The sequence below is a fragment of the Bacillus sp. JZ39 genome (genome assembly GCF_053903145.1).
In genome coordinates, this window is sequence record NZ_CP096389.1 from 686,947 (window position 1) to 712,959 (window position 26,013).

The 26,013-nt window shown below is 46.1% G+C and carries 18 protein-coding genes and 2 pseudogenes; 14 read left to right on the plus strand and 6 right to left on the minus strand.

What is annotated here, in order from left to right:
• The first annotated feature begins 12 nt into the window (after positions 1 to 12).
• A complete protein-coding gene (gene purD, locus M1D65_RS03560; RefSeq protein WP_456270774.1) occupies positions 13 to 1,281 on the plus strand; it encodes a phosphoribosylamine--glycine ligase in 1,269 nt (422 codons plus the stop codon).
• 40 nt (positions 1,282 to 1,321) lie between these two features.
• Here purD and M1D65_RS03565 read toward each other — a convergent pair whose 3' ends face one another.
• Complete coding sequence (locus M1D65_RS03565; RefSeq protein WP_456270775.1) at positions 1,322 to 1,741, minus strand: Lrp/AsnC family transcriptional regulator; 420 nt, start codon at positions 1,739 to 1,741, stop codon at positions 1,322 to 1,324.
• Positions 1,742 to 1,884: 143 nt separating this feature from the next.
• On the opposite strand from M1D65_RS03565, the pseudogene M1D65_RS03570 reads away from it, so the two are divergent.
• Positions 1,885 to 3,160 (plus strand): annotated as a pseudogene (locus M1D65_RS03570) (APC family permease).
• A gap of 14 nt (positions 3,161 to 3,174) precedes the next feature.
• Here the strand turns inward: M1D65_RS03570 and M1D65_RS03575 are convergent.
• Positions 3,175 to 3,402 (minus strand): YgaP family membrane protein, encoded by a 228-nt coding sequence (locus M1D65_RS03575; protein ID WP_456270776.1) that lies wholly within the window; start codon positions 3,400 to 3,402, stop codon positions 3,175 to 3,177.
• Between the two features lie 128 nt (positions 3,403 to 3,530).
• On the opposite strand from M1D65_RS03575, the gene M1D65_RS03580 reads away from it, so the two are divergent.
• The 3 genes from M1D65_RS03580 to M1D65_RS03590 are packed head-to-tail and all read left to right on the plus strand — an operon-like array spanning position 3,531 to position 6,612.
• Positions 3,531 to 5,273 (plus strand): adenine deaminase, encoded by a 1,743-nt coding sequence (locus tag M1D65_RS03580; protein ID WP_064671858.1) that lies wholly within the window; start codon positions 3,531 to 3,533, stop codon positions 5,271 to 5,273.
• Between the two features lie 26 nt (positions 5,274 to 5,299).
• Positions 5,300 to 6,295: a DUF3048 domain-containing protein gene (locus M1D65_RS03585; RefSeq protein WP_064671859.1), complete on the plus strand. Its 996-nt coding sequence runs from the start codon at positions 5,300 to 5,302 to the stop codon at positions 6,293 to 6,295.
• A 2-nt stretch (positions 6,296 to 6,297) separates the two neighbouring features.
• Complete coding sequence (locus M1D65_RS03590) at positions 6,298 to 6,612, plus strand: YerC/YecD family TrpR-related protein (protein ID WP_003219429.1); 315 nt, start codon at positions 6,298 to 6,300, stop codon at positions 6,610 to 6,612.
• Positions 6,613 to 6,649: 37 nt separating this feature from the next.
• Here the strand turns inward: M1D65_RS03590 and M1D65_RS03595 are convergent, their stop codons facing one another.
• Positions 6,650 to 8,227, minus strand: a complete 1,578-nt coding sequence (locus M1D65_RS03595; RefSeq protein ID WP_064671860.1) for an FMN-binding glutamate synthase family protein — start codon at positions 8,225 to 8,227, stop codon at positions 6,650 to 6,652.
• Between the two features lie 264 nt (positions 8,228 to 8,491).
• Here M1D65_RS03595 and pcrB point away from each other — a divergent pair, with 264 nt between their 5' ends.
• The 5 genes from pcrB (at position 8,492) to M1D65_RS03620 (ending at position 15,866) form a co-directional block, all read left to right on the plus strand.
• Positions 8,492 to 9,178 carry a heptaprenylglyceryl phosphate synthase gene (pcrB, locus tag M1D65_RS03600; RefSeq protein WP_003233922.1) on the plus strand — a complete coding sequence of 229 codons (687 nt, stop codon included), beginning with the start codon at positions 8,492 to 8,494 and terminating at the stop codon, positions 9,176 to 9,178.
• Between the two features lie 61 nt (positions 9,179 to 9,239).
• Positions 9,240 to 11,459, plus strand: a complete 2,220-nt coding sequence (pcrA, locus tag M1D65_RS03605; protein WP_015715450.1) for a DNA helicase PcrA — start codon at positions 9,240 to 9,242, stop codon at positions 11,457 to 11,459.
• Between the two features lie 23 nt (positions 11,460 to 11,482).
• Positions 11,483 to 13,489, plus strand: coding sequence for an NAD-dependent DNA ligase LigA (ligA, locus tag M1D65_RS03610; protein ID WP_021481294.1), 2,007 nt, complete (start codon positions 11,483 to 11,485; stop codon positions 13,487 to 13,489).
• Between the two features lie 15 nt (positions 13,490 to 13,504).
• Complete coding sequence (locus M1D65_RS03615) at positions 13,505 to 14,695, plus strand: CamS family sex pheromone protein (RefSeq protein WP_003242795.1); 1,191 nt, start codon at positions 13,505 to 13,507, stop codon at positions 14,693 to 14,695.
• Positions 14,696 to 14,855: 160 nt separating this feature from the next.
• Positions 14,856 to 15,866 (plus strand): phosphotransferase enzyme family protein, encoded by a 1,011-nt coding sequence (locus tag M1D65_RS03620; RefSeq protein ID WP_080474515.1) that lies wholly within the window; start codon positions 14,856 to 14,858, stop codon positions 15,864 to 15,866.
• Between the two features lie 37 nt (positions 15,867 to 15,903).
• Here M1D65_RS03620 and M1D65_RS03625 read toward each other — a convergent pair whose 3' ends face one another.
• Both M1D65_RS03625 and opuE read right to left on the minus strand, forming a co-directional pair.
• Positions 15,904 to 16,602, minus strand: coding sequence for an MgtC/SapB family protein (locus tag M1D65_RS03625; RefSeq protein ID WP_010886431.1), 699 nt, complete (start codon positions 16,600 to 16,602; stop codon positions 15,904 to 15,906).
• A gap of 106 nt (positions 16,603 to 16,708) precedes the next feature.
• On the minus strand, positions 16,709 to 18,187 hold the full coding sequence (gene opuE, locus M1D65_RS03630) for a proline transporter OpuE (RefSeq protein WP_003233905.1): 1,479 nt from the start codon (positions 18,185 to 18,187) through the stop codon (positions 16,709 to 16,711).
• Positions 18,188 to 18,600: 413 nt separating this feature from the next.
• Between opuE and gatC the strand changes: the two genes are divergently transcribed.
• Genes gatC through gatB form a run of 3 tightly spaced genes read left to right on the plus strand, consistent with a single transcriptional unit; the run spans position 18,601 to position 21,808 of the window.
• On the plus strand, positions 18,601 to 18,891 hold the full coding sequence (gatC, locus tag M1D65_RS03635; protein WP_003219442.1) for an Asp-tRNA(Asn)/Glu-tRNA(Gln) amidotransferase subunit GatC: 291 nt from the start codon (positions 18,601 to 18,603) through the stop codon (positions 18,889 to 18,891).
• A 15-nt stretch (positions 18,892 to 18,906) separates the two neighbouring features.
• Positions 18,907 to 20,364: an Asp-tRNA(Asn)/Glu-tRNA(Gln) amidotransferase subunit GatA gene (gene gatA, locus M1D65_RS03640; RefSeq protein WP_003242878.1), complete on the plus strand. Its 1,458-nt coding sequence runs from the start codon at positions 18,907 to 18,909 to the stop codon at positions 20,362 to 20,364.
• Between the two features lie 13 nt (positions 20,365 to 20,377).
• Positions 20,378 to 21,808 carry an Asp-tRNA(Asn)/Glu-tRNA(Gln) amidotransferase subunit GatB gene (gene gatB, locus M1D65_RS03645; RefSeq protein WP_003219444.1) on the plus strand — a complete coding sequence of 477 codons (1,431 nt, stop codon included), beginning with the start codon at positions 20,378 to 20,380 and terminating at the stop codon, positions 21,806 to 21,808.
• Between the two features lie 14 nt (positions 21,809 to 21,822).
• Here gatB and M1D65_RS03650 read toward each other — a convergent pair.
• Positions 21,823 to 22,693: pseudogene (locus M1D65_RS03650) on the minus strand (TetR/AcrR family transcriptional regulator).
• A 131-nt stretch (positions 22,694 to 22,824) separates the two neighbouring features.
• Between M1D65_RS03650 and srfP the strand changes: the two are divergent.
• On the plus strand, positions 22,825 to 25,983 hold the full coding sequence (srfP, locus tag M1D65_RS03655) for a surfactin resistance protein SrfP (protein ID WP_456270868.1): 3,159 nt from the start codon (positions 22,825 to 22,827) through the stop codon (positions 25,981 to 25,983).
• Positions 25,984 to 26,013 lie beyond the last annotated feature (30 nt).

Genomic DNA, 26,013 nt, shown 5'->3' on the forward strand with positions numbered 1-26,013 from the left:
GATGAAAACGACGTGAATGTATTAATTATCGGCAAAGGCGGAAGAGAACATACGCTGGCGTGGAAGGCAGCGCAAAGCAGTCTCGTCGAGAATGTATTTGCAGCTCCTGGAAATGACGGCATGGAAGCTTCCGCACAGCTTGTAAACATTGAGGAAAGCGACCACGCAGGGCTTGTCTCGTTTGCAAAAGAAAACCAGGTCGGCCTAACCATTGTCGGCCCTGAGGTTCCTTTAATTGAAGGTCTGGTGGATGAATTTGAAAAAGCGGGTCTGCGCGTGTTCGGCCCGTCAAAAGCCGCGGCGATCATCGAAGGAAGCAAACAGTTCGCTAAGGATTTAATGAAGAAATACGACATTCCGACTGCAGAATACGACACGTTTACATCCTTTGATGAGGCGAAGGCATATGTGCTGGAAAAAGGTGCTCCGATTGTGATCAAAGCAGATGGACTTGCAGCTGGAAAAGGCGTTACTGTGGCTATGACAGAGGAAGAAGCAATTGCATGTCTGCATGACTTTCTTGAAGATGAAAAGTTCGGTGATGCGAGCGCGTCCGTTGTCATTGAAGAATATCTTTCTGGTGAAGAATTTTCTCTGATGGCCTTTGTCAAAGGGGAAAAGGTGTATCCAATGGTGATTGCCCAAGATCACAAGCGTGCGTTTGACGGAGACAAAGGCCCGAATACGGGCGGAATGGGCGCTTACTCTCCAGTTCCGCAAATTTCGGAAGAAACGGTTCGCCATGCTGTAGAAACGATCGTGAAGCCGGCCGCAAAAGCAATGGTACAAGAAGGCCGTTCCTTCACTGGCGTTTTGTACGCTGGATTGATGCTTACTGAAAACGGCTCGAAGGTCATTGAATTTAATGCCCGTTTCGGCGATCCGGAAACACAGGTCGTGCTTCCGCGCATGGAATCTGATCTGGTACAGGTGCTTCTTGATCTTTTAGATGATAAGGAAGTTGACTTAAGATGGAAGGATACCGCTGTTGTTAGTGTGGTGCTTGCTTCTGAAGGATATCCGGAAAGCTACGCAAAAGGCACGCCGATCGGCAGCCTTGCTGCGGAAACTGAGCAGGTCGTGGTCTTCCATGCCGGAACGAAAGCAGAAGGCGGAGAGTTCGTTACAAACGGGGGGCGCGTCGCCAATGTGACAGCTTTTGATGAATCGTATGAAGCGGCTAGAGACCGAGTGTACAAAGCGGTTGATGAAATTTTCAAACCGGGACTCTTTTTCAGAAAAGACATTGGGGCACGCGCTTTAAAGGCTGCTCAAAAATAACTGAGGAAAACCCGCAGATTAGCTGCGGGTTTTTTTGTTATCAAAAAGCGGGATGGCAGCTGGAAGAAGAAAGCACAACGAGTGTGGTTGGTTTTCCATGGGCCATCGAGGCGTCAATAAAATCCTCAAGCGTATGTACCGATTCAGTCACGACCTTTGTCACATAGCTGTACATCCCTGTGATGCGGTGATTTTCTGCTACATCAGGATGCGATGTTGCAAAGGCGGCGTAGTGCTTACAGCTTTTTGGCTCCATGAGAATAAAAGCGGTGACATGCTTGTTTAGTTTTTCGTAACAGATATTCGCAATGTACCCGGTAATCACTCCTTTGTCTTCAAGCTTCCTGACACGCTCCGCCGCGCTTGGCGAACTGAGTCCGACAAGCTTTCCCAGCTCAACCATCGTTAATCTGCCGTTTCGCTGCAAATGCGAGAGAATCTGAAGGTCTGTATCGTCCATTTGTCCGGCTCCTTTACATATTTAGGCGAATGAATGAAAATTCCTTTGATCATAAGGCAATGCTGTTGACTTACCTTCATTGTAGCATATGGATGCCGTCTTATTTTTTCTATAATAAAGCCATCAATCAGAGAGGAGGCATCATGTTGCCAGAATTACAGCGCTCTATTACTTGGATACAAGGGACGGCGTTAACGATTGGGGCGGTTTTAGGATGCGGGATATTAATTTTGCCGTCTGTTACCGCGGATACGGCCGGTCCGGCTTCTTTATTTGTCTGGGTATTCATGTCTTTTTTATCTTTTCTTCTCGTCGGCACGCTGGCACGGCTTGTGAAAATTGCGCCTAGTGCGGGAGGAATCACTGCTTATGTGCAGCTGGCCTTTCAGAAAAAAGCCGGGGCTATTTTGGGCTGGATCATGTTAGGGTCCGTTCCGATCGGCGTTCCCATCATCGCTTTGACTGGCGCGCATTACGTCAGTTACGTCACAGAGGCGGCCGATTGGCAGGTTACATCGATTGCTGGTTGTATGCTGGCTATATCTATTTTGCTTCATATGAAAGGGATTCAACTATCAGCAAACATCAGTACACTCGTTATATGTGTCATTGTATTTCTGCTTGTCACTTCTATTGCTGTGTCATTGCCACACGTCACGATAGCAGAATTCAAACCGTTTCTTCCGCATGGCTGGTCTGCCGCGGGATCTGTTTCTGTTATGATTTTTTTCTCTTTTGTAGGCTGGGAAATGATTACCCCATTGGCTGAGGAGTTTCATCGCCCTGAAAAAGATATCCCGCTCAGCTTGTTTTTGGCAGCGTCTTGTGTGGCGGGGCTGTATATCTTGCTGTCATTTGTGACGGTGGGAACTCATTCATACGGAGAGAATGGAGAAATTGCCTCGCTTGCCATGCTCATCTCAAAAGGAGCAGGGGAAAGCGGTGTATATGTTACGGTATGTTTAGCGCTGTTTATTACATTCGCCACCATCCATGCCAATATTGCTGGTTTTTCAAGAATGGTGTACGCATTGGCGAGAGAGGGGCACATACCCGTATTTTTTGGAAAACTCAGTGCGACAAAACGTACGCCTATTCGCGTTTTGACAGCGATGGCCGCAGTGTTTGGCTTAGTGCTTGCGGCGCATGGCCTGTTTCAAATCGATTTGACGACTCTGTTGAAAGGGCCGAGCGCGGCTTTTATCGCATCTTACATATGTACAATGGCGGCAGCACTGAAACTGCTGGGCAGGAGAGATATAGGCTGGTGGATGGCGCTCGGGGCATTTGCGGCGTGCGCGGTGATTTATTCATTCAGCGGCTGGGCACTGCTTTATCCGGCAGTGCTGGCAGCTGCAGGATATTTCTATATGAAAACAAAGGGTGGGCATAAAAAAAAAGCTTGATCACGTTTTGTGATCAAGCTTTTCCATTTATCCGTTTTGATGCTCGTTATTTCCAGAATCACTGTGTTGAAACATGTAGATCACAGGACAGAAGCGCAAGATTCCCGAACCCGCTTTCATGGCCCCCATAAAGATGTAAAAGAGATGCATTCTGCACCAAGGTTTTTTCGTAAACTTTGCACTGGCGGCTGACATAATCGTCAATCCGCAGGCGATTCTGAACACGGCATTGATGAGACTGATGTTTGGCTTCAAGGAAATCCGCTCCTTTTACTTAAAAAAGTTTTTTAACCGAACCTTCAAAAATTTGTAACGTTTTTATCGTGCGTGATGAGGAAGGATGTGATACCATGAGTCTAATACATGTAAAGGAGAGTATGTGAATGTCCGAACGCACCTTTAACTGGAAAAACAAAGACATCAGGGCACAGGTTGATGTTGTAGACTCAAAGCTGCTTCCAACGCTCCTTTTACGGAATGCTCTCGTCTTAAATCCATATGTAAAACAATGGCTGAAAAAAAACATTTGGATTTATCAGGACCGCATTGTTTATGTGGGTCATGAACTTCCGAATAGAGCCGAAGAAATTCATACGATTGATTGTGAAGGAAAATACATTGTGCCAGGTTATATTGAACCGCACGCACATCCTTTTCAAATATATAATCCCCAAACACTGGCGGAATATGTGTCTCAATACGGAACAACGACATTCGTGAATGATAACTTATTTTTGCTTTTGCAAAGCGGAAAAAAGAAAGCGCTTACGATTTTGAATGAACTCAAAAAGCAGCCTGTCCAGTATTTTTGGTGGTCACGCTATGATCTCCAGACCGAGGTTCTGAACGAGGACCACGTCCTTCCATTTGACGTCAGAAAACAGTGGATTGAACATCCGGATGTGATTCAAGGCGGAGAAATGACCGGATGGCCTCGCTTGGTAGATGGTGATGATTTAATGCTCCACTGCATGCAAGCTACAAAGAAACAGCGAAAACGCATTGAAGGGCATTTTCCCGGCGCATCTGATAAAACGCTTACAAAAATGAAGCTGTTCGGTGCGGATTGTGATCATGAAGCGATGACAGGTGATGAAGTGATGAGAAGGCTGGAACTGGGCTATTATGTTTCCCTTCGGAACTCTTCCATTCGCCCCGATGTAAGAAAAATCTTGCAAGAGCTGCATGAGAAGGGCTTCCGTTATTATGACCACTTCTTTTACACGACAGATGGCGCAACCCCGAATTTCTATAAAGGCGGCATGACAAACGAGCTGATTCGCATCGCTTTAGAAGAAGGCGTACCTGCAATCGATGCCTACAATATGGCATCATTTAATATCGCAAAGTATTACCAAATGGATGATTATTTAGGAGTTGTCGGACCGGGTAGACTGGCATCGCTGAACATATTGGAAGATCCGTTAAATCCGAATCCCGTGACTGTTCTGTCAAAAGGGACCATTCTGCGTGAAGACGGCTGTGATTTGAAGGCGTTTACAAAGACGGACTGGCACAAAGGCGGTCTTGTCCCGCTTGAGCTTTCATATGATATGACGATGGATGACTTGCAGTTTTCTATGCCGATGGGCGTGAAAATGCGGAATGCGGTCATTATGGAGCCGTATATGATTGAGATCGACAATTCGATGGAACAGCTCTCGTTTGACCATGATGAAAGTTATTTGACGATGCTCGACAGACACGGGAAATGGCGCGTCAATACGATGATAAAAGGGTTTGCCTCAAGCGTGCAGGGATTTGTAAGCTCCTTTACGACGACGGGCGACATTGTCGCGATTGGAAAAAATAAAGCGGATATGCTGCTCGCTTTTGCCCGCATGAAAGAAATCGGAGGAGGAATTGTTTTAGCGGAGAACGGAAACATTCTGCATGAAATCCCGCTTGCGCTGTGCGGCTGCGCCTCTTCGGAAGCATATGAAGTCGTGCTTGAGAAGGAACAGAAGCTGAGAGATCTTTTGACTGAAAGAGGCTATGAGTTTTGCGATCCTATCTATACGCTGCTCTTTTTGCAAAGTACGCACCTTCCGTATATACGCATTACGCCAAGAGGAATCTTCGACGTCATGAAAAAAACTGTACTCTTTCCATCGATAATGCGTTAAAATATAAAAGAGCAGGGAGCCGACATATGAAAAAATGGATGACAGTTTGCGCGCTGTGTTTCGTGTTTTTTCTGCTGGTATCCTGCCAGCAGAAGGATGCTGTCCCGGATACTGCAAAGAAGCTGAAAGCTCCTTTAACGGGGCTAAAGAGTGAACAGAAGGTGACTGAACGCCGGCCTGTTGCTGTTGTGGTGAACAATCACCCGAAGGCGAGGCCACAGTCGGGTCTGTCTAAAGCCGACATTGTCATAGAAGCGCTAGCCGAAGGGCAAATCACAAGATTTCTGGCCATTTTCCAAAGCCAGATGCCTGAAACTGTCGGACCTGTGCGGAGCGCGCGGGAATATTTCGTCACTCTCAGCAATGGCTTTGACAGCATATTTGTCCATCACGGCTGGAGTCCCGGCGCCAAAAAGCAGCTGGAATCCGGAGCTGCCGATTATATGAACGGATTAGATTTTGACGGAAGCTTATTTTGGAGAGCTGATTTCAGCAAACCGCCCCACAATTCCTATACGTCTTATGATTACATAAAAAAGGCGGCAGAACAAAAGGGTTATAAGCTGAAGCAGGAAACAAATCCGCTGCTGTTTCAAACATCAGATGCAAAACCTGCAAATGAATCTTACAATGTTCGGGTAGATTATGGAACAAATAACGTTACAAATCTTGTCGAATACAACTATGATAAAAAAGCTGAATCTTATACAAGAAGCTCTGATGGTGTCATAACGACAGACCGGGAAACCGGAAAGCTGGTTGCAATGCAAAATATTTTCATTGTTGAAGCCAGCCATCATATTATTGATCAAGATGGAAGGCGGGACATCGACTTGGAATCAGGAGGAAAAGGTCTGTTGTTTCAGCACGGAAACGTCATTGAAACAGACTGGAAACAAGTGAATGGCAGAATTGTGCCGGTAAAAGACGGCAAGTGGCTTCCGTTTGTGCCAGGAAAGACTTGGATCAATATCGTACCTGATCTTGATGCGGCTTCCATTAGTAAAGGAGAAGGTGTGTAACGATGCAAATCGATAAATTACGCGGCAAAGAGCTGGACCAGTTATTTAACTCGATCTTATCGCTGAAAGACCTGGAGGAATGTTACCGATTCTTCGATGATCTATGCACAATTAACGAAATTCAATCGCTGGCTCAGCGCCTTGAAGTGGCGCGCATGCTTCGCGAAGGAAACACGTATCATAAGATTGAAACAGAAACAGGCGCTTCCACGGCTACGATTTCCCGTGTGAAACGCTGCTTAAATTACGGAAATGACGCTTATGAAATGGCGCTTGACCGTGTGAAGGAAACGGAAACTGAGTCTTCTTCAAAATAACATAGAACCGCCCTGCCGTTCGGCAAGGGCGGTTTCTTTATGAAACAAATTGATGGATCAGGTTGTCGATATCGATGATACTGCCATCCTCTTTCCGATAGACAACATGCTCCTTGGAAAAGTGAATCGGCGAATTAATCCCTGCTGCGGCTGCGAGGTTAAATAGTCCCTCGCGCAATGAAATAACGTAGTTGCAGACACGATGCTGTTTTTCCTCAACGCTCAGTGCTTTTTGCAATTTCGGATCTGTCGTCGCCACACCTGCCGGACAGGTGTTGGTGTGGCAGACGAGAGCGCGGATGCAGCCAACGGAAAACATCATGCCGCGTGCGATGTTGACAAAGTCAGCGCCGAGGGCTAAGGCGACCGCGATTTTATCAGGAGTCAGGAGCTTTCCGGAAGCAAAGATTTTCAGCTGGCTGCGCAAGCCGTACTGTTTAAGAAGCGTGTCAACAATAGGCAACGCTGTCATAATCGGAAGGCCGACTGTATCCGCGAGCTCGTAAAAGGAAGCTCCGGTACCGCCTTCACTTCCGTCGATCGTGATAAAATCCGGATGCTTTCCGCTTTTCTGCATATGAGAGAAAAGCTCATGCAATTCTTCAGGATGCCCTGCGACCAGTTTGATGCCGACTGGCTTTTGTCCGACATCTCTAAGTTTTTCAATAAAGTCGAGCATTTCAGGAGGGTTTGAGAATTCATAAAAGCGGTTCGGGCTGTCAATCGACTTTCCAGGTTCGACATTCCGAATATCTGCCACTTCCTCTGATACTTTGGCGCCGTCCACATGGCCGCCGCGGGTTTTCGCTCCTTGTGCCAGCTTTAGCTCAAACGCTTTAATTTGGCCAATCCTGCTTTTTCTTTTAAATTCCTCCCACGAAAATTCCCCGTTTCTTTTGCGCACGCCGAATAGGCCCGGTCCGATTTGGCAAATGATATCGGCGCCACCCTTTAAGTGATACTCAGACAATCCTCCTTCACCTGTATTCATCCAGGTGCCGCCTGCCTGATGGAGCCCTTTTGAGAGCGCCGTAACAGCCCGTTCTCCAAGAGAACCGTAGCTCATGGCGGACTGGCCGACTAAGCCCTTCACATAAAATGGCTTCTCGCATGTATGCTCGCCAATCACCTGTACATCATCAGGATGGAGAAAATACGGGTCTGCCTTGATATGTTCGGCATGCTCCTTGCGTTTGAATAGATTGTCAGCATCCATTTTATAGATTTGGGTTTCAATTTTTGGCGTTTGATTTACGTGCATTTCTTCCCTTTGTTTTGGAAACATAGCGTTACGGATATAATAGCCAGGTTTATCAAAATCTCTTACAGATCCAAAGCCCATCATTCTGCTTTTGTATTTGCCGGAGATGACGGTTTGCTCATATTCCTTTCGTGAAAAAGGCTGCTCCTCATTGTCATTGCTGTATAAATACTGTCTGAGCTCCGGCCCGATTTTTTCAAGGATATACCGAAACCTTCCGATGACGGGATAGTTGCGAAGAATTGAGTGCTCCTGCTGTTTTTCATCCTTTATGTAGATCCAGGCAAACAAGACGATCGGGATAGCGATGATCCCAATGATAAATGCGATGAGTGCTATTATGATGGTTTCCATCTCTCAGCCTCCCTTTTTATGTAACCATTTCCACAGTTGAACACTTTCCAAACAATAGCAGAAGGAATTTGGTGAAAAATGTGTGCTCCTGCCGATACAGGACTCACCATGCAGGTACTGCCCTATGCTCTCTTTTTTTATGAAAATAGAATCAAAACACCTTTTTCAGTGAATAACGAGATTAACGGCTTTTTCCGTTTTTCCGCGCTATGTGAATTTGTTATAATGTTTAAATGGTAACAAACGAATGGAGGAACGTATGACGTGTACGATGTAACAGAGTGGAAGCATGTCTTTAAACTCGATCCAAATAAAGATTTGCCTGACGAACAGCTGGAGATTCTTTGCGAATCAGGAACGGATGCGGTCATTATCGGAGGCAGTGATGGTGTGACAGAGGATAATGTCCTGCGGATGATGTCTAAGGTAAGACGGTTTTTGGTGCCGTGTGTCCTTGAGGTATCAGCGATTGAAGCGATCGTTCCCGGCTTTGACTTATATTTTATTCCGAGTGTATTAAACAGCAAAAACGCGGATTGGATTGTCGGAATGCACCAGAAAGCCATGAAGGAATACGGAGAACTGATGTCTATGGAAGAAATCGTGGCGGAGGGCTACTGCATCGCAAATCCAGATTGCAAAGCCGCGGCACTGACTGAAGCGGACGCCGATCTGAATATGGATGATATTGTCGCCTATGCGCGTGTGTCGGAGCTGCTGCAACTGCCGATTTTTTATTTAGAATACAGCGGCGTGCTTGGAGACATAGAAGCTGTCAAGAAAACGAAGGCTGTATTGGAAACGTCCACCTTGTTTTACGGCGGCGGCATCAAGGATGCGGAAACGGCCAAGCAGTACGCAGAGCATGCGGACGTGATCGTTGTAGGCAATGCTGTGTATGAAGATTTTGACAGGGCTTTGAAAACAGTAGCGGCTGTGAAAGGCGAGTAGTAAATTGTACGGATTTGGTTTATGATAGAACATATGTTTTGTATAGGCGGGTGAACAAATTTTGAATTATATTAGCAATCAATTACTAAGCGGTTTAAACCCCGTTCAGCAGGAAGCAGTCAAAACAACGGACGGGCCCCTTTTGCTGATGGCGGGAGCGGGAAGCGGAAAGACGCGTGTCCTGACACACAGAATTGCTTATTTAATGGCAGAAAAGCATGTGGCGCCGTGGAACATTCTGGCGATCACATTTACAAATAAAGCGGCACGCGAAATGAAAGAACGTGTAGAAAGCATCCTTGGACCCGGCGCGGACGATATCTGGATTTCCACATTCCACAGTATGTGCGTGCGGATCTTGCGCAGAGATATCGACCGGATTGGGATCAACCGAAATTTCTCCATTCTTGATACGGCGGACCAGCTTTCAGTGATCAAGGGGATTTTGAAGGAGCGCAATCTTGATCCGAAGAAGTTTGACCCGAGAAGCATCCTCGGCACGATCAGCAGTGCAAAAAACGAATTGACCGAACCGGAGGAATTCTCTAAAGCTGCTGGCGGCTACTACGATCAGGTGGTCAGCGATGTATATGCTGATTATCAGAAGAAGCTATTGAAAAACCAGTCGCTCGATTTCGACGATTTAATTATGACGACGATTAAACTGTTTGACAGAGTGCCTGAAGTGCTTGAATTTTATCAGCGCAAATTCCAGTACATCCACGTTGATGAGTATCAGGATACGAACAGGGCGCAATACATGCTCGTTAAGCAGCTTGCCGAGCGTTTCCAGAACCTTTGCGTTGTGGGGGATTCTGATCAGTCAATCTACAGATGGCGCGGCGCGGATATCACCAACATTCTTTCATTTGAAAAAGATTATCCGAATGCAAGCGTGATTTTGCTAGAACAAAACTATCGTTCAACGAAACGGATTTTGCGCGCGGCTAACGAGGTCATTAAAAACAACTCTAACCGCAAACCGAAAAATTTGTGGACGGAAAACGATGAAGGCATCAAGATTTCCTATTATCGCGGTGATAATGAGTTCGGTGAAGGACAGTTTGTGGCCGGCAAAATTCATCAGCTTCACAGCACAGGCAAGCGGAAGCTGTCGGATATCGCCATTTTATACCGGACAAACGCGCAGTCCCGTGTGATTGAGGAAACGCTTCTCAAAGCGGGTTTGAACTATAACATTGTCGGCGGCACAAAGTTCTATGACAGAAAAGAAATTAAAGACATTCTTGCGTACCTGCGCCTCGTATCCAATCCGGATGACGATATCAGTTTCACGCGCATTGTCAATGTGCCGAAGCGCGGAGTCGGCGCGACATCACTTGAAAAAATCGCTTCGTATGCGGCCATAAACGGCTTGTCCTTTTTCCAAGCGATTCAGCAGGTTGATTTTATCGGCGTCAGTGCCAAAGCGGCAAACGCGCTTGACAGCTTTAGACAGATGATTGAAAACCTGACCAATATGCAGGATTACTTATCCATTACAGAGCTGACAGAAGAAATTCTTGATAAGACGGAATACAGAGAAATGCTGAAGGCTGAGAAATCGATCGAAGCCCAAAGCCGTTTAGAAAATATCGACGAGTTCCTGTCTGTTACGAAAAACTTTGAACAGAAAAGTGAAGACAAGACACTCGTTGCGTTCCTGACAGACTTGGCGTTAATCGCAGATATTGATCAGCTCGATCAGAAGGAGGAAGAGTCAGGCGGCAAGGATGCGATCACCCTGATGACACTGCACGCCGCGAAAGGACTGGAGTTCCCGGTTGTTTTCTTGATGGGGCTTGAAGAAGGCGTCTTCCCGCATAGCCGTTCACTCATGGAGGAAGCGGAAATGGAAGAAGAACGCCGCCTTGCGTACGTTGGGATTACAAGGGCTGAACAGGAGCTTTATCTGACCAATGCTAAAATGCGCACCTTGTTTGGCCGGACAAATATGAACCCGGAATCTCGCTTCATTGCTGAAATACCGGATGATTTATTGGAAAACCTAAATGAGAAAAAAGAAACGAGAGCGACGTCTGCGAGAAAAATGCAGCCGAGACGCGGCCCTGTTTCACGCCCCGTATCCTACGCCAGCAAAACAGGCGGCGACACCTTAAACTGGGCAGTCGGAGATAAGGCGGGCCATAAAAAATGGGGAACAGGAACTGTCGTCAGCGTGAAAGGCGAAGGAGAAGGGACGGAGCTCGATATTGCCTTCCCGAGCCCTGTTGGCGTGAAACGCCTGTTAGCAGCATTTGCTCCTATTGAAAAGCAGTAATCGAAGAGGAAAGGAAGAAGCAGATGGACAAAGAAACAGCGAAGCAGCGGGCAGAAGAACTGCGCCGCACCATCAACAAGTATAGCTATGAATATTACACCCTAGATGAACCGAGCGTCCCAGATGCCGAATACGACAGATTGATGCAGGAGCTGATTGCGATCGAGGAGGAGCACCCAGACCTCAGAACGCCTGACTCTCCTACGCAGCGCGTCGGCGGAGCCGTGCTTGAAGCGTTTCAGAAAGTCACCCACGGCACACCGATGCTCAGTCTGGGCAACGCCTTTAATGCTGATGATCTTCGTGATTTCGACCGCCGTGTGCGCCAAGCCGTCGGTGACGATGTGGCGTATAATGTGGAGCTGAAAATAGACGGTCTTGCTGTTTCTCTCCGTTATGAAGACGGCTATTTTGTCAGAGGAGCCACCCGAGGTGACGGAACGACGGGAGAGGATATTACGGAGAATCTGAAGACGATTCGCAATATCCCCCTCAAAATGAACCGTGAGCTGTCGATCGAAGTGCGCGGCGAGGCGTATATGCCGAAGCGTTCGTTTGAAGCACTCAATGAGGAACGGATTAAAAATGAGGAAGAGCCGTTCGCCAATCCGCGAAATGCCGCGGCGGGATCTCTCAGGCAGCTCGATCCGAAAATTGCAGCGAAACGAAACCTCGATATCTTCGTCTACAGTATAGCGGAGCTTGACGAGATGGGTGTAGAGACGCAAAGCCAAGGGCTTGATTTTCTCGACGAACTCGGATTTAAAACGAATCAGGAACGAAAAAAATGCGGCGACATAGAAGAAGTCATTACGCTAATCGATGAGCTTCAGGCGAAGCGCGCGGACCTGCCGTACGAAATAGACGGCATTGTCATTAAAGTCGATTCCCTCGATCAGCAGGAGGAGCTCGGTTTTACGGCGAAAAGCCCGCGCTGGGCCATCGCGTATAAGTTTCCTGCTGAAGAGGTCGTGACGAAGCTTCTCGATATCGAATTAAATGTCGGCAGAACGGGTGTGATCACGCCGACCGCGATTCTTGAGCCGGTAAAAGTTGCCGGCACAACGGTCTCAAGAGCATCCCTTCATAACGAAGATTTAATTAAAGAGAAGGACATTCGGATTTTGGATAAGGTTGTCGTCAAAAAAGCGGGCGATATCATCCCGGAAGTTGTGAATGTCCTCGTTGAACAGCGCACAGGAGAAGAAAAGGAATTCAGTATGCCGACGGAATGTCCTGAATGCGGCAGTGAGCTCGTCCGGATCGAAGGAGAAGTGGCGCTTCGCTGCATTAACCCTGAATGTCCGGCGCAAATCCGGGAAGGGCTGATCCATTTCGTTTCCCGCAATGCCATGAACATTGATGGGCTCGGCGAACGAGTGATCACACAGCTGTTTGAGGAAAACCTTGTCCGCAATGTGGCAGATTTATATAAGCTGACGAAGGAACGAGTCATCCAGCTCGAGCGCATGGGCGAAAAGTCCACTGAAAACCTGATCAGCTCCATCCAAAAATCAAAAGAAAATTCGTTAGAGCGCCTGCTGTTTGGGCTTGGCATCCGTTTTATCGGATCAAAGGCCGCAAAAACGCTTGCCATGCATTTTGAAAGCTTGGAGAACCTGAAAAAAGCCTCTAAAGAGGAACTTCTCGCGGTAGATGAAGTCGGTGAAAAAATGGCTGATGCTGTGATCACCTATTTTCATAAAGAAGAAATGCTTGAACTCTTGAATGAACTTCAGGAGCTGGGCGTAAACACGCTCTACAAAGGCCCGAAAAAAGTAAAAGCAGAGGACAGCGACTCTTACTTTGCCGGTAAAACAATTGTTCTGACAGGAAAGCTGGAAGAGCTGTCAAGAAACGAAGCCAAAGCGCAAATCGAAGCGCTGGGCGGAAAGCTGACTGGAAGCGTCAGCAAAAACACAGACTTAGTCATCGCCGGAGAAGCGGCGGGAAGCAAGCTGACAAAAGCACAAGAGCTGAACATTGAAGTGTGGAATGAAGAACAGTTAATGGGAGAGCTAAAGAAATAAGAGGAGTGTTTTCTATTGAAAAAGACGTTGGCATTGGCGGCAACGGCGGCAGTATTAATGCTGTCTGCCTGCTCGTCAGGTTTTGGGGGGGAGAAGGAGGAAGAGATTACGCAAAAGACGGCGAAATCGTCAGAAAAAGCGATTGTCCCGAAATATAATATCTCTGACTCCTATTACAAAATGGTGCTGCCGTTTAAGGCAGGCAAAGCGCGCGGCTTAACAACGGAACAGCTGAACACTAGGCTGGACATTGACGAGTTTGAAACAGGGCTGATGCGTCTTGCCCAAGATTCTTTCTCGACTGACGATTATCTGTTCCAAGAAGGACAATATTTAGATGAGGATACAGTATTAAGCTGGCTGGCACGGAAAAAAACGGGCTCTGATTTGAAAAAAGCCGAAAAAGAAGATAAAAACTTCAAAAATGAAGGCTTGAACCCAGCGCTCCCGAGCTCTGGTTCAACAGAAGAAAAGAACGAAAGCAGCCCGATTTATTTAGCATCCATGCTTGAGCACGATTATTTAGTCAGAAAAGATAAGAATTCTATCCAGCTTGGCGGCGTAATGATCGGACTGGCGTTAAACTCCGTGTATTACTATCGTGAAAAAACTGGAGACCCGCAAAAAGAAGTGGAGATTAAGGACAGCACGCTCCGCCAGCAGGGAGAAAAAATTGCACAGGAGGTTATTAACCGCCTCCGTAAAAAAGATAACTTGAAGAATGTGCCGATTACCGTCGCACTCTACAAGCAGGCGTCAAAAACATCGATTGTGCCGGGGAACTTCATCGCCAAAACAGAGGTCAAAGCAGGCTCTACTGATATCTCAAATTGGGATGACATTAATGAAAAATATGTATTCTATCCGGCGGATACAACCACAGCAGAAAAATACCCGGATGACACCGAGGTCTTTAAGCGGTTCAAAAACTCAATTGAAGAATATTTCCCGAACTATACAGGCGTAGTCGGTACAGCGCTGTATGAAAATGATGAAATGAAGAAAATGAAGATTGACATACCAATGCAATTCTACGGAAAAAGTGAAGTTGTCGCGTTTACCCAGTTCTTAACGGGTGAAGTGATGGACTACTACTCTAAGAGCTCAGTTGATGTCGAAGTCAATATCACGTCCTCAGACGGACAGGAAGCGGTCATTATCCGCAATGCTGGAGATAAAGAGCCGACTGTTCACATTTATGACTGATAGAAAACCCTTGTGCCATATTGGCCAAGGGTTTTTATGTTACAATTAACAGGAAAAGGGAAATGATTTTCGCTTCTGCCGAAACACAAATCAAGGGGAGGTATGTTGATGCTGGAAATCGTGTGAAAACAATCATTATCAAATCTATAGCAATGAAAGGATGTTAGACATGCATAAAGATATCAAAAAAATATTTGAGGAAGAGCAGGTTTTGGCAGAAGCTGCAGCGAGATACGGTTTCTCAAAAGATCAGGTGCGTTTTCTGGCTGATGCGGAAAACTATGTATATGAATGTATGAAAGACAATCAACCTTATATTTTAAAGATTACCCATACGATTCGGAGATCTTCTGATTATATAATGGGAGAGATGGAATGGCTCCGTCACCTTGCAATAGGGGGAATTTCAGTAGCCAAACCGCTCCCGTCGCTGAACGGAAAAGACGTAGAAGCAGTGCCGGACGGAAACGGCGGGTCATTTTTATTGAGAGTGTATGAGAAAGCGCCGGGGCAAAAAGTGGATGAATCGGACTGGAATGAAACGCTATTTTATGAGCTTGGCAGATACACAGGCAGCATGCACAGCCTGACAAAAAGCTACAAATTGAGCAATCCCGCTTTCAAAAGACAGGAATGGGATGAAGAGGAGCAATTAAAGCTGAGAAAATATGTGCCTGAAGATCAGATAAAGGTGTTTCAGCAAGCCGATTCTTTGATGAATGAACTGCGGAGGCTCCCGAAAAGCCAGGACAGCTACGGCTTGGTGCATGCGGATCTGCACCATGGCAATTTTAACTGGGATCATGGCAAAATCACGGCATTTGATTTTGATGATATCGGCTACAACTGGTTTGTTAACGATATTAGCATTCTTCTCTACAATGTCCTGTGGTATCCTGTTGTGCTATATGATGATAAAGCTGCGTTTACAGAAGAATTTATGACGCATTTTATGAAAGGGTACTGGGAGGAAAATGAGCTTGACCCTGCATGGCTGATGATAATACCTGATTTCCTCCGCCTTCGCCATATGCTGATTTACGGATTGCTGCATCAGATGTTTGACCTTAACACAATAGGAGAAGAGGAAAAAGAAATGCTGGCCGGTTTCAGAAGAGATATAGAGAATGGCACGCCGATTACAGCATTTGATTTTTCAGCACTGGTGTAGATAGAAAAAGCCAATGGGATTCCAGTCCCATTGGCTTTTATAATGTATCACACTTCACGCCGACTACGCCTTCAATGGCTTTAATGTCATAGTAGACGTCGGTCGTGTATCTGTTTTTATGGACGCGGACCTTCACTTCCATAATTGGAAAATCCTTTTCGCCTAGGTCGTCGATCCGAACGGAGTGTGCTTTGATATCTCTTCTTTTCATTTCTTTTAAAATCTCTGTCATTTTGTCTTTATCAGAAAGTGACATTCTGATGCGGATGTCTTTTTCCTGCAGGCGGTCGGGGCCGATTTTTCTGACCACCCATGGGAGAAACTCCACGCTGATCAGGATGAACAGAAGACTGGCAAACGCTTCTTTATAAAAACCGGCTCCCGTAGCAAGCCCGAGCCCCGCTGCCCCCCAGATCATGGCCGATGTCGTCAGGCCGGAAATGACATCATTGCTTTTTCGCAGGATGACACCGGCGCCGATAAACCCGACGCCGGAGATGATTTGTGCCGGCAGACGAAGCGGATCCATCATGATGCGGTAGTATTTAGGGAAATGATATGCCGCATTAATACTGACGATCGTCAGCATGCATGAGCTGACTGCGATGACAATACAGGTTTTTAATCCGAGCGGCTTATTTTTTAATTCGCGTTCAAGCCCGATGACCATGCCAATCAATGTGGCAATGCCCAATTTCAATAAAATATCAGGATCAATATACCAGCTCAACAGCAAACTTCCCCCTTCTCTATGGTGTTTTTAAATAAATATGATTTTCTCACAGTATTTATAGCAAAACAAGGGCACAAAAGCCACCAAGCTGCGCTTGATGGCTTATTGCTTACTTTTTGCGTTTTAACAGCTTTTCCATGACACCGAATAATCGGTAAGAGGCTTTTGCAGGACGTTTTGTGATCATGCTGACAATGATGCCGGCAATCATACTGAGAATAAACCCAGGGATGATTTCGTACACACCGGTTGATTTTGCCAGGCCGGTTGTAATCCAGATCAACACGGTCGCAGCCCCGACAATCATGGCAGCAAGCGCGCCCCATTCGTTCATTCGCTTCCAATACAGACTGAGCAGAATCGCAGGTCCGAAAGCTGAACCGAAGCCGGCCCAAGCGTATCCGACCAAATCAAGAATGGTGCTGTTCGGGTTCAATGACAAGAGTACCGCGATAACGGCAATGACTAAGACGGACAATCGCCCGATCATGACCAATTCTTTATCAGAAGCTTTTCGTCTGAAAAATGACCGGTATAAATCCTCTGTTACAGCACTTGCTGTAACCAAGAGCTGTGAGGAAATCGAACTCATGATGGCAGCCAAAATAGCTGACAATAAGAACCCTGTAATTAATGGGTGGAACAAGATTTTAGAGAAGATAATGAAAATCATCTCCGGATCTTTTACAGCAACTCCGAATTTATGGGCGTATGCAACACCGATTAAACCCGTCAGCACGGAACCTAGAACTGTAATGATCATCCAGCTCATGCCGATTCGGCGTGCAGGCTTCAAATCTTTAATGTTTTTGATCGCCATAAATCGGACGATGATATGAGGCTGGCCGTAGTAGCCCAAGCCCCAGGCTAAATAGGAAATAATGCTAATGACGCTCGCGCCTTTAAAAATATCCAATAAGTGTGGGTTAACAGCGCCGATTTCATGGAGAGTCGGAGCAACGCCGCCCACATGGGTAAAAGCAACGATCGGCACAAGCACTAGTGCTGCAAACATGATCGCACCCTGCACGAAGTCAGTCAGACTGACAGCAAGGAAACCGCCAAACAGTGTGTATAATACTACAACTGCGGTGGTCAGAAACAAGCCTAATTTGTAATCCGCACCAAAAGCAGATTCAAACAGCCGTCCGCCAGATACCATACCGGAAGAGGTATACAATGTGAAAAAGATCATGATGATCAATGCAGATACGATTTTCAGCAGTGATGAAGAATGCTGGAATCGTTTATCAAAGAAATCAGGAATCGTAATCGCATCATCCGCCGCTTCCGTATAAGCACGCAGCCTTGGAGCCAGCAGCAAGTAATTTGAGTACGCCCCGATTGTAAGACCTAAAGCAAGCCATAAGGTGGACAGCCCTGTCGCAAACATCGCGCCGGGAACACCCATCAGCATCCATCCGCTCATATCGGCCGCGCCGGCAGACAAAGCAGTAACGAATGGTCCGAGGCCTCTTCCTCCAAGCATGTAATCATTGATGTCAGTGGTTTTCTTGAATGCATACCAGCCGATTAACAGCATGGCAATAAAGTAAATTCCTAAAGATATAATAATTTCAATACTCACGTTTTACCCTCTCTTCATTTCTAATAATGTTGCATCACCTCTCAAATTGATGGTGCCAGTTAAGCAGCCTGGCGTAAGTGCAAAACAAAAGAAATTCTTTTGCGGGTGCACTTGGTAACTTAACCTAACAAAGTATTCCCGGCCATTCAAGCGATGAAACATTGATCATAAGCTGGAAATACCGTTGCAAACCTAGAAGGGAATAAAGAATAAAACGCTTTCAAAAAATAATTAAAGTAAAAATATTCAGAAAAATATTTCGTTTCTCCTTCTCCTCATTTTAGTATAAAATATATAGGGTATTGTTTCGAAAACACAGGCCTGTCTCAAGGCGTTTTGTTGCTTTAAAGGGCTTGTTTTTGATATGATCAGTATTATATGACTTAACGGAGAAATATGTGGAGGTGGATCATATGTCACGAATTTCAATAGAAGAAGTAAAGCACGTTGCGCACCTTGCAAGACTTGCGATTACTGAAGAAGAAGCAAAAATGTTCACTGAACAGCTCGACAGTATCATTTCATTTGCTGAGGAGCTTAATGAGGTTAACACAGACAATGTGGAGCCTACAACTCACGTGCTGAAAATGAAAAATGTCATGAGAGAAGATGAAGCGGGTAAAGGTCTTCCGGTTGAGGATGTCATGAAAAATGCGCCTGACCATAAAGACGGCTATATTCGTGTGCCATCAATTCTGGACTAAAGGAGGGACACAAGAATGTCATTATTTGATCATAAAATCACAGAATTAAAACAGCTCATACATAAAAAAGAGATTAAGATTTCTGATCTGGTTGATGAATCTTATAAACGCATCCAAGCGGTTGATGATAAGGTACAAGCCTTTTTGGCATTAGATGAAGAAAGAGCACGGGCATACGCGAAGGAGCTTGATGAGGCGGTTGACGGGCGTTCTGAGCACGGTCTTCTTTTCGGTATGCCGATCGGCGTAAAAGATAATATCGTAACAAAAGGGCTGCGCACAACATGCTCCAGCAAAATTCTCGAAAACTTTGATCCGATCTATGACGCTACTGTCGTTCAGCGCCTTCAAGACGCTGAAGCGGTCACAATCGGAAAACTGAACATGGACGAATTCGCCATGGGGTCATCTACCGAAAACTCTGCTTACAAGCTGACGAAAAATCCTTGGAACCTGGATACAGTTCCCGGCGGTTCAAGCGGCGGATCTGCGGCTGCGGTTGCTGCGGGAGAAGTTCCGTTTTCTCTTGGATCTGACACAGGCGGCTCCATCCGTCAGCCGGCTTCTTTCTGCGGCGTTGTCGGATTAAAACCTACATACGGACGTGTATCTCGTTACGGACTGGTCGCATTTGCGTCTTCATTAGACCAAATCGGACCGATTACACGTACGGTTGAGGATAACGCGTTTTTACTTCAAGCGATTTCCGGCGTAGATAAAATGGACTCCACGAGTGCAAATGTGGACGTGCCTGATTTTCTTTCTTCATTAACTGGCGACATCAAAGGACTGAAAATCGCCGTTCCGAAAGAATACCTTGGTGAAGGTGTCGGCAAAGAAGCGAGAGAATCTGTCTTGGCAGCGCTGAAAGTCCTTGAAGGTCTCGGCGCTACATGGGAAGAAGTGTCTCTTCCGCACAGTAAATACGCGCTTGCGACATATTACCTGCTGTCATCTTCTGAAGCGTCAGCGAACCTTGCACGCTTTGACGGCATCCGCTACGGCTACCGCACAGACAACGCGGATAACCTGATCGACCTTTACAAGCAAACGCGCGCTGAAGGTTTTGGAAATGAAGTCAAACGCCGCATCATGCTTGGAACGTTTGCTTTAAGCTCAGGCTACTACGATGCGTACTACAAAAAAGCGCAAAAAGTGCGTACGTTGATTAAGAAGGATTTCGAAGACGTATTTGAAAAATATGATGTTATTGTTGGACCGACTACACCGACACCTGCGTTTAAAATCGGTGAAAACACGAAGGATCCGCTCACAATGTACGCAAACGATATCTTAACGATTCCGGTCAACCTTGCCGGCGTACCGGGAATCAGCGTGCCATGCGGATTAGCAGACGGACTTCCGCTCGGCCTGCAAATCATCGGAAAACACTTTGATGAAAGCACTGTATACCGCGTTGCTCATGCATTTGAACAAGCGACAGACCATCATAAAGCAAAACCTGAACTGTAAGGGGTGAAAAGAATTGAACTTTGAAACGGTAATCGGACTTGAAGTCCACGTTGAGTTAAAAACAAAATCAAAAATTTTCTCAAGCTCTCCAACGCCATTCGGCGCGGAGGCGAATACGCAGACAAGCGTCATTGACCTCGGATACCCGGGCGTCCTGCCTGTCCTGAACAAAGAAGCCGTTGAATTCGCAATGAAAGCCGCTATGGCGCTCAACTGTGAGATCGCAACGGATACGAAGTTTGACCGCAAAAACTATTTCTATCCTGACAACCCGAAAGCGTATCAGATTTCTCAATTTGATAAGCCAATCGGCGAAAACGGCTGGATCGAAATTGAAGTCGGCGGCAAAACAAAACGCATCGGCATCACGCGCCTTCACCTTGAAGAGGATGCCGGAAAGCTGACGCATACAGGCGACGGCTATTCTCTTGTTGACTTCAACCGTCAAGGAACGCCGCTTGTTGAGATCGTATCAGAGCCGGACATCCGCACGCCGGAAGAAGCGTACGCGTATCTTGAAAAGCTGAAATCCATCATCCAATATACAGGCGTTTCTGACTGTAAAATGGAAGAAGGCTCACTTCGCTGTGACGCCAATATCTCTCTTCGTCCGATCGGCCAAGAGGAATTCGGCACAAAAACAGAATTGAAAAACTTGAACTCCTTTGCGTTTGTTCAAAAAGGCCTTGAGCATGAAGAAAAACGCCAGGAGCAGGTTCTTCTTTCGGGCGGCGTCATCCAGCAAGAAACTCGCCGTTATGATGAAGCAACGAAGAAAACCATTCTTATGCGTGTCAAAGAGGGATCTGACGACTACCGTTACTTCCCAGAGCCAGATCTAGTCGAGCTCTACATTGATGATGAATGGAAGGAACGCGTAAAAGCAAGCATTCCTGAGCTTCCGGATGAGCGCCGCAAGCGTTATATCGAAGAGCTTGGCTTGCCTGCATATGACGCGATGGTTCTGACGCTGACAAAAGAAATGGCTGATTTCTTCGAAGAAACCGTTCAAAAAGGCGCTGAAGCCAAACAAGCGTCTAACTGGCTGATGGGTGAAGTGTCAGCTTACCTAAACGCAGAACAAAAAGAGCTTGCCGACGTTGCCCTGACACCTGAAGGCCTTGCCGGCATGATCAAATTGATTGAAAAAGGCACCATTTCTTCTAAGATCGCGAAGAAAGTGTTTAAAGAATTGATTGAAAAAGGCGGCGACGCTGAGAAGATTGTGAAAGAGAAAGGCCTTGTTCAGATTTCTGACGAAGGCGTGCTTCTGAAGCTTGTCACTGAGGCGCTTGACAACAATCCTCAATCAATCGAAGACTTTAAAAACGGAAAAGACCGCGCGATCGGCTTCCTAGTCGGACAGATTATGAAAGCGTCCAAAGGACAAGCCAACCCGCCGATGGTCAACAAAATTCTGCTTGAAGAAATTAAAAAACGCTAATAAAAAAGCAGCCCTTAGAGGCTGCTTTTTTTATGGTCAAATTGAGATAAAGACAGAGATGAGGGCCCGAAGCCTTTCAACTTCTTTGTCGTTGGTTCCGGTCAAATTGGACAGCATGCCTTTAATAATCGGCTTGCGCGGTTTATCCTGAGTCAATTCTTCCTCGATAACATCAAGTGACACGGTGATATCCTCGGGCAGCGTGCTGTTTTCTTTCACTTTCTGAATGTCCTCAAGCAGCTGGTCTTTCCCCGCAGGCATCGGGTTGAAAATGTCTTTTGGCACAATCGGATTGAGTGCTGAGCGGCTCAGCCCCTGTACAAGATCATCCAGTCTCTCGATGATAAAGGCTGAGATTTCTTCTGCACCGATATTAAGCTCACTGTTAAATACCATCACATTCATATAGGAATGCACGATGCCTCTTGCCATGATGGACAGATCTGCGACGTACGGCTCGATTCCTTTTCCATAGGACGACAGCAAGGCGTTCCGGTACAGCTTATCCGTCTCCATGGTTACTTTGTAAAAGTATTGCTTGATTTCTTGATTTTCCGGAATGATATTTTCGGTAAGCAAAAGTACGATAAAATCTTTATGATCACGAAAATCCTCAAATTGAGCGCCAATTTGTTTTTTCAAAACTTCTTTAGGCGGCTTTCCAGCAAGATCTTCTTCTATATTTTTCATTTTGTTCATAGACATACCGATATAATATTCACAGGCAGATAACAGCAGCGCTTCTTTCGATTTGAAGTGCAAATAAAAAGCGCCCTTCGAAATGCCGCATTCACTGGCGATTTCTTGGATCGTCGTAGCTGCGAATCCTTTTTTCGCAAATAAACGAATGCTGGTTTTTATGATTCTCTCTTTTTTTTCATTCATGACGTGCTTCCCCTTAATCCTTGAAAAATTTAGTAAAATTTTCTGGTATATGAGTTGACGTTGTTGCGTTATAACGTTTAGTATTATATAGAATGACCAGTCAGTCAATAAAAAATGTAATGGAGGATATGATGAACCACGTTATTAATTTCGTTCTGAAAAACAAATTCGCCGTATGGCTGATGACGATTATTGTAACGGCAGCCGGCTTGTATGCGGGTATGAATATGAAGCAAGAGTCTATTCCTGACGTGAATATGCCTTACTTGACGATCAGCACGACATATCCGGGTGCGACACCAAGCCAAGTGGCTGATGAAGTGACCAAACCGGTTGAACAAGCCGTGCAGAACTTGGACGGTGTCAGCGTTGTGACGTCGACGTCCTATGAAAACGCATCGTCGGTCATGATTGAATATGATTATGAGAAAGATATGGACAAAGCGAAAACAGAAGCAGCTGAAGCGTTAGAAAATGTCAGCCTGCCTGACGACGCGAAGGATCCGGAGATTTCACGCTACAGCTTGAACTCATTCCCGATTCTGACGTTAAGTGTGTCCAGTGATAAAGATAACCTGCAAGAGCTGACGAAAAAAGTGGAGGACAGCCTCGTTTCTAAGCTTGAAGGCATAGAAGGCGTTGCGTCCGTCCAAGTATCGGGCCAGCAGGTGGAAGAGGTTGAATTCTCTTTCAAAGAAGACAAACTGAAGGAATACGGCCTTGATGAAGATACTGTGAAGAAAGTGATTCAAGGTTCAGATGTGACAACTCCGCTTGGATTGTACACATTCGGAAATGAAGAAAAATCTGTCGTCGTCAGCGGCGATATTGAAACAATTAAAGATTTGAAGAATATGAGAATCCCGACGGCATCAGCTTCAAGTGCAGGCAGCAGTTCAGCATCTCAAGCGGCGGCGCAGAGTGCACAGGCAGCCCAAAGCGCACAAGCGGCAGCACAGGCGCAGCAAAGCGCAAGCACAGCAGTGCCTACGGTCAAGCTTTCTGACATTGCTACAATTAAAGATGTGAAAAAAGCTGAATCCGTTTCACGCACAAATGGCAAAGACAGCATCGGCATCAACATCGTCAAAGCAAACGATGCGAATACGGTAGAGGTTGCCGACAATGTCAAAGCTGAGCTGAAGAAGTTCAAAGAAGACCATAAAGGCTTCAATTACAGCGCAACTCTCGACATGGCGGAGCCGATCACACAGTCAGTTGACACGATGTTAAGCAAAGCCATCTTCGGTGCTATTTTTGCGATTGTGATTATTCTCTTATTCTTAAGAGATATCAAATCAACATTAATTTCGGTAGTTTCAATTCCATTATCATTACTGATCGCACTCCTTGTGCTGCAGCAGCTTGATATCACATTGAATATTATGACGCTCGGCGCAATGACTGTTGCCATCGGACGTGTGGTCGATGACTCCATCGTTGTGATCGAGAACATTTATCGCCGAATGAGACTCAAAGACGAGCCGCTCCGCGGAAAAGCCTTGGTTCGTGAAGCGACGAAGGAAATGTTTAAACCGATCATGTCATCGACGATCGTGACAATCGCGGTATTCCTGCCGCTCGCACTTGTTGGCGGACAAATCGGTGAATTGTTTATTCCGTTTGCCTTAACGATTGTTTTTGCGCTTGCCGCATCCCTGGTGATTTCAATCACGCTTGTGCCGATGCTCGCACACAGCCTGTTCAAAAAATCATTAACCGGTGCGCCTATTAAAGCGAAAGAACACAAACCTGGCAGACTTGCAAACATCTATAAAAAAGTATTGAACTGGGCGCTGAGCCACAAATGGATCACGTCTATCATCGCTGTTCTGATGCTCCTTGGAAGCTTGTTCCTTGTACCGTTAATCGGTGCCAGCTACCTGCCGTCCGAGGAAGAAAAAACGATGCAGCTCACATACAGCCCAGAACCGGGTGAAACGAAAAAAGAAGCCGAAAATGAAGCTGAAAAAGCGGAAAAAATCCTGCTTGACCGCAAGCATGTCGATACGGTTCAGTATTCATTAGGCTCTGGCAGCCCGCTTGCCGGAGGAGATTCTAACGGCGCGTTATTCTATATCAAATATGAAAGCGACACACCTGACTTTGATAAAGAAAAAGATAACGTTCTGAAGGAAATCCAAAAGCAATCTGACCGCGGAGAATGGAAGTCACAGGACTTCAGCTCTTCAGGCAATAACAACGAATTAACATACTATGTGTATGGCGATTCAGAAAACGATATTAAAGACACGGTCAAAGACATTGAAAAAATCATGAAAGATGAAAAGGATCTGAAAAACGTAAACTCAGGCCTTTCCAGCACATATGATGAGTACACATTTGTCGCTGACCAAGAAAAACTAAGTAAACTCGGTTTAACTGCGTCTCAAATTTCTCAGGCCTTAATGTCACAAACATCGCAAGAACCGCTCACCACCGTGAAAAAAGACGGCAAAGAGCTTGATGTGAACATTAAGACAGAAAAAGACGAGTATAAGAGTGTGAAAGATTTAGAGAATAAAAAGATCACTTCCGCGACTGGCCAGGAAGTCAAAATCGGCGATGTGGCAAAAGTGAAAGAAGGATCAACATCAGATACCGTGTCAAAACGTGACGGAAAAGTCTATGCGGATGTCACAGGTGAGGTTACATCTGACAACGTCACAGCCGTATCAGCTGCTGTACAGAAGAAAATCGATAAGCTAGACCATCCTGATAACGTATCGATTGACACAGGCGGTGTATCAGCGGATATCGCTGATTCCTTCACGAAGCTCGGTTTAGCGATGCTGGCAGCAATAGCGATCGTTTACCTTGTGCTCGTGATTACCTTCGGCGGAGCATTAGCGCCATTTGCGATCCTGTTCTCATTGCCGTTCACAATCATCGGTGCCCTGGTTGGACTTTACGTATCAGGTGAAACGATCAGCCTGAACGCAATGATCGGTATGCTTATGCTGATCGGTATCGTTGTGACGAATGCGATTGTCTTAATTGACCGCGTGATTCATAAGGAAGCGGAAGGCTTGTCTACGAGAGAAGCGCTTCTGGAAGCCGGCTCTACACGACTCCGTCCGATCCTGATGACAGCCATTGCGACAATCGGCGCCTTGATTCCATTAGCGCTCGGCTTCGAAGGCGGAAGCCAGGTCATTTCAAAAGGACTCGGCGTCACGGTTATCGGCGGTTTAATCAGTTCAACGCTTCTGACGCTCTTGATCGTGCCAATCGTATATGAAGTATTGGCGAAGTTCCGCAAGAAAAAACCGGGAACGGAAGAAGAGTAAAAAAACAAAAAGCCTCAGCTCTGCTGGGGC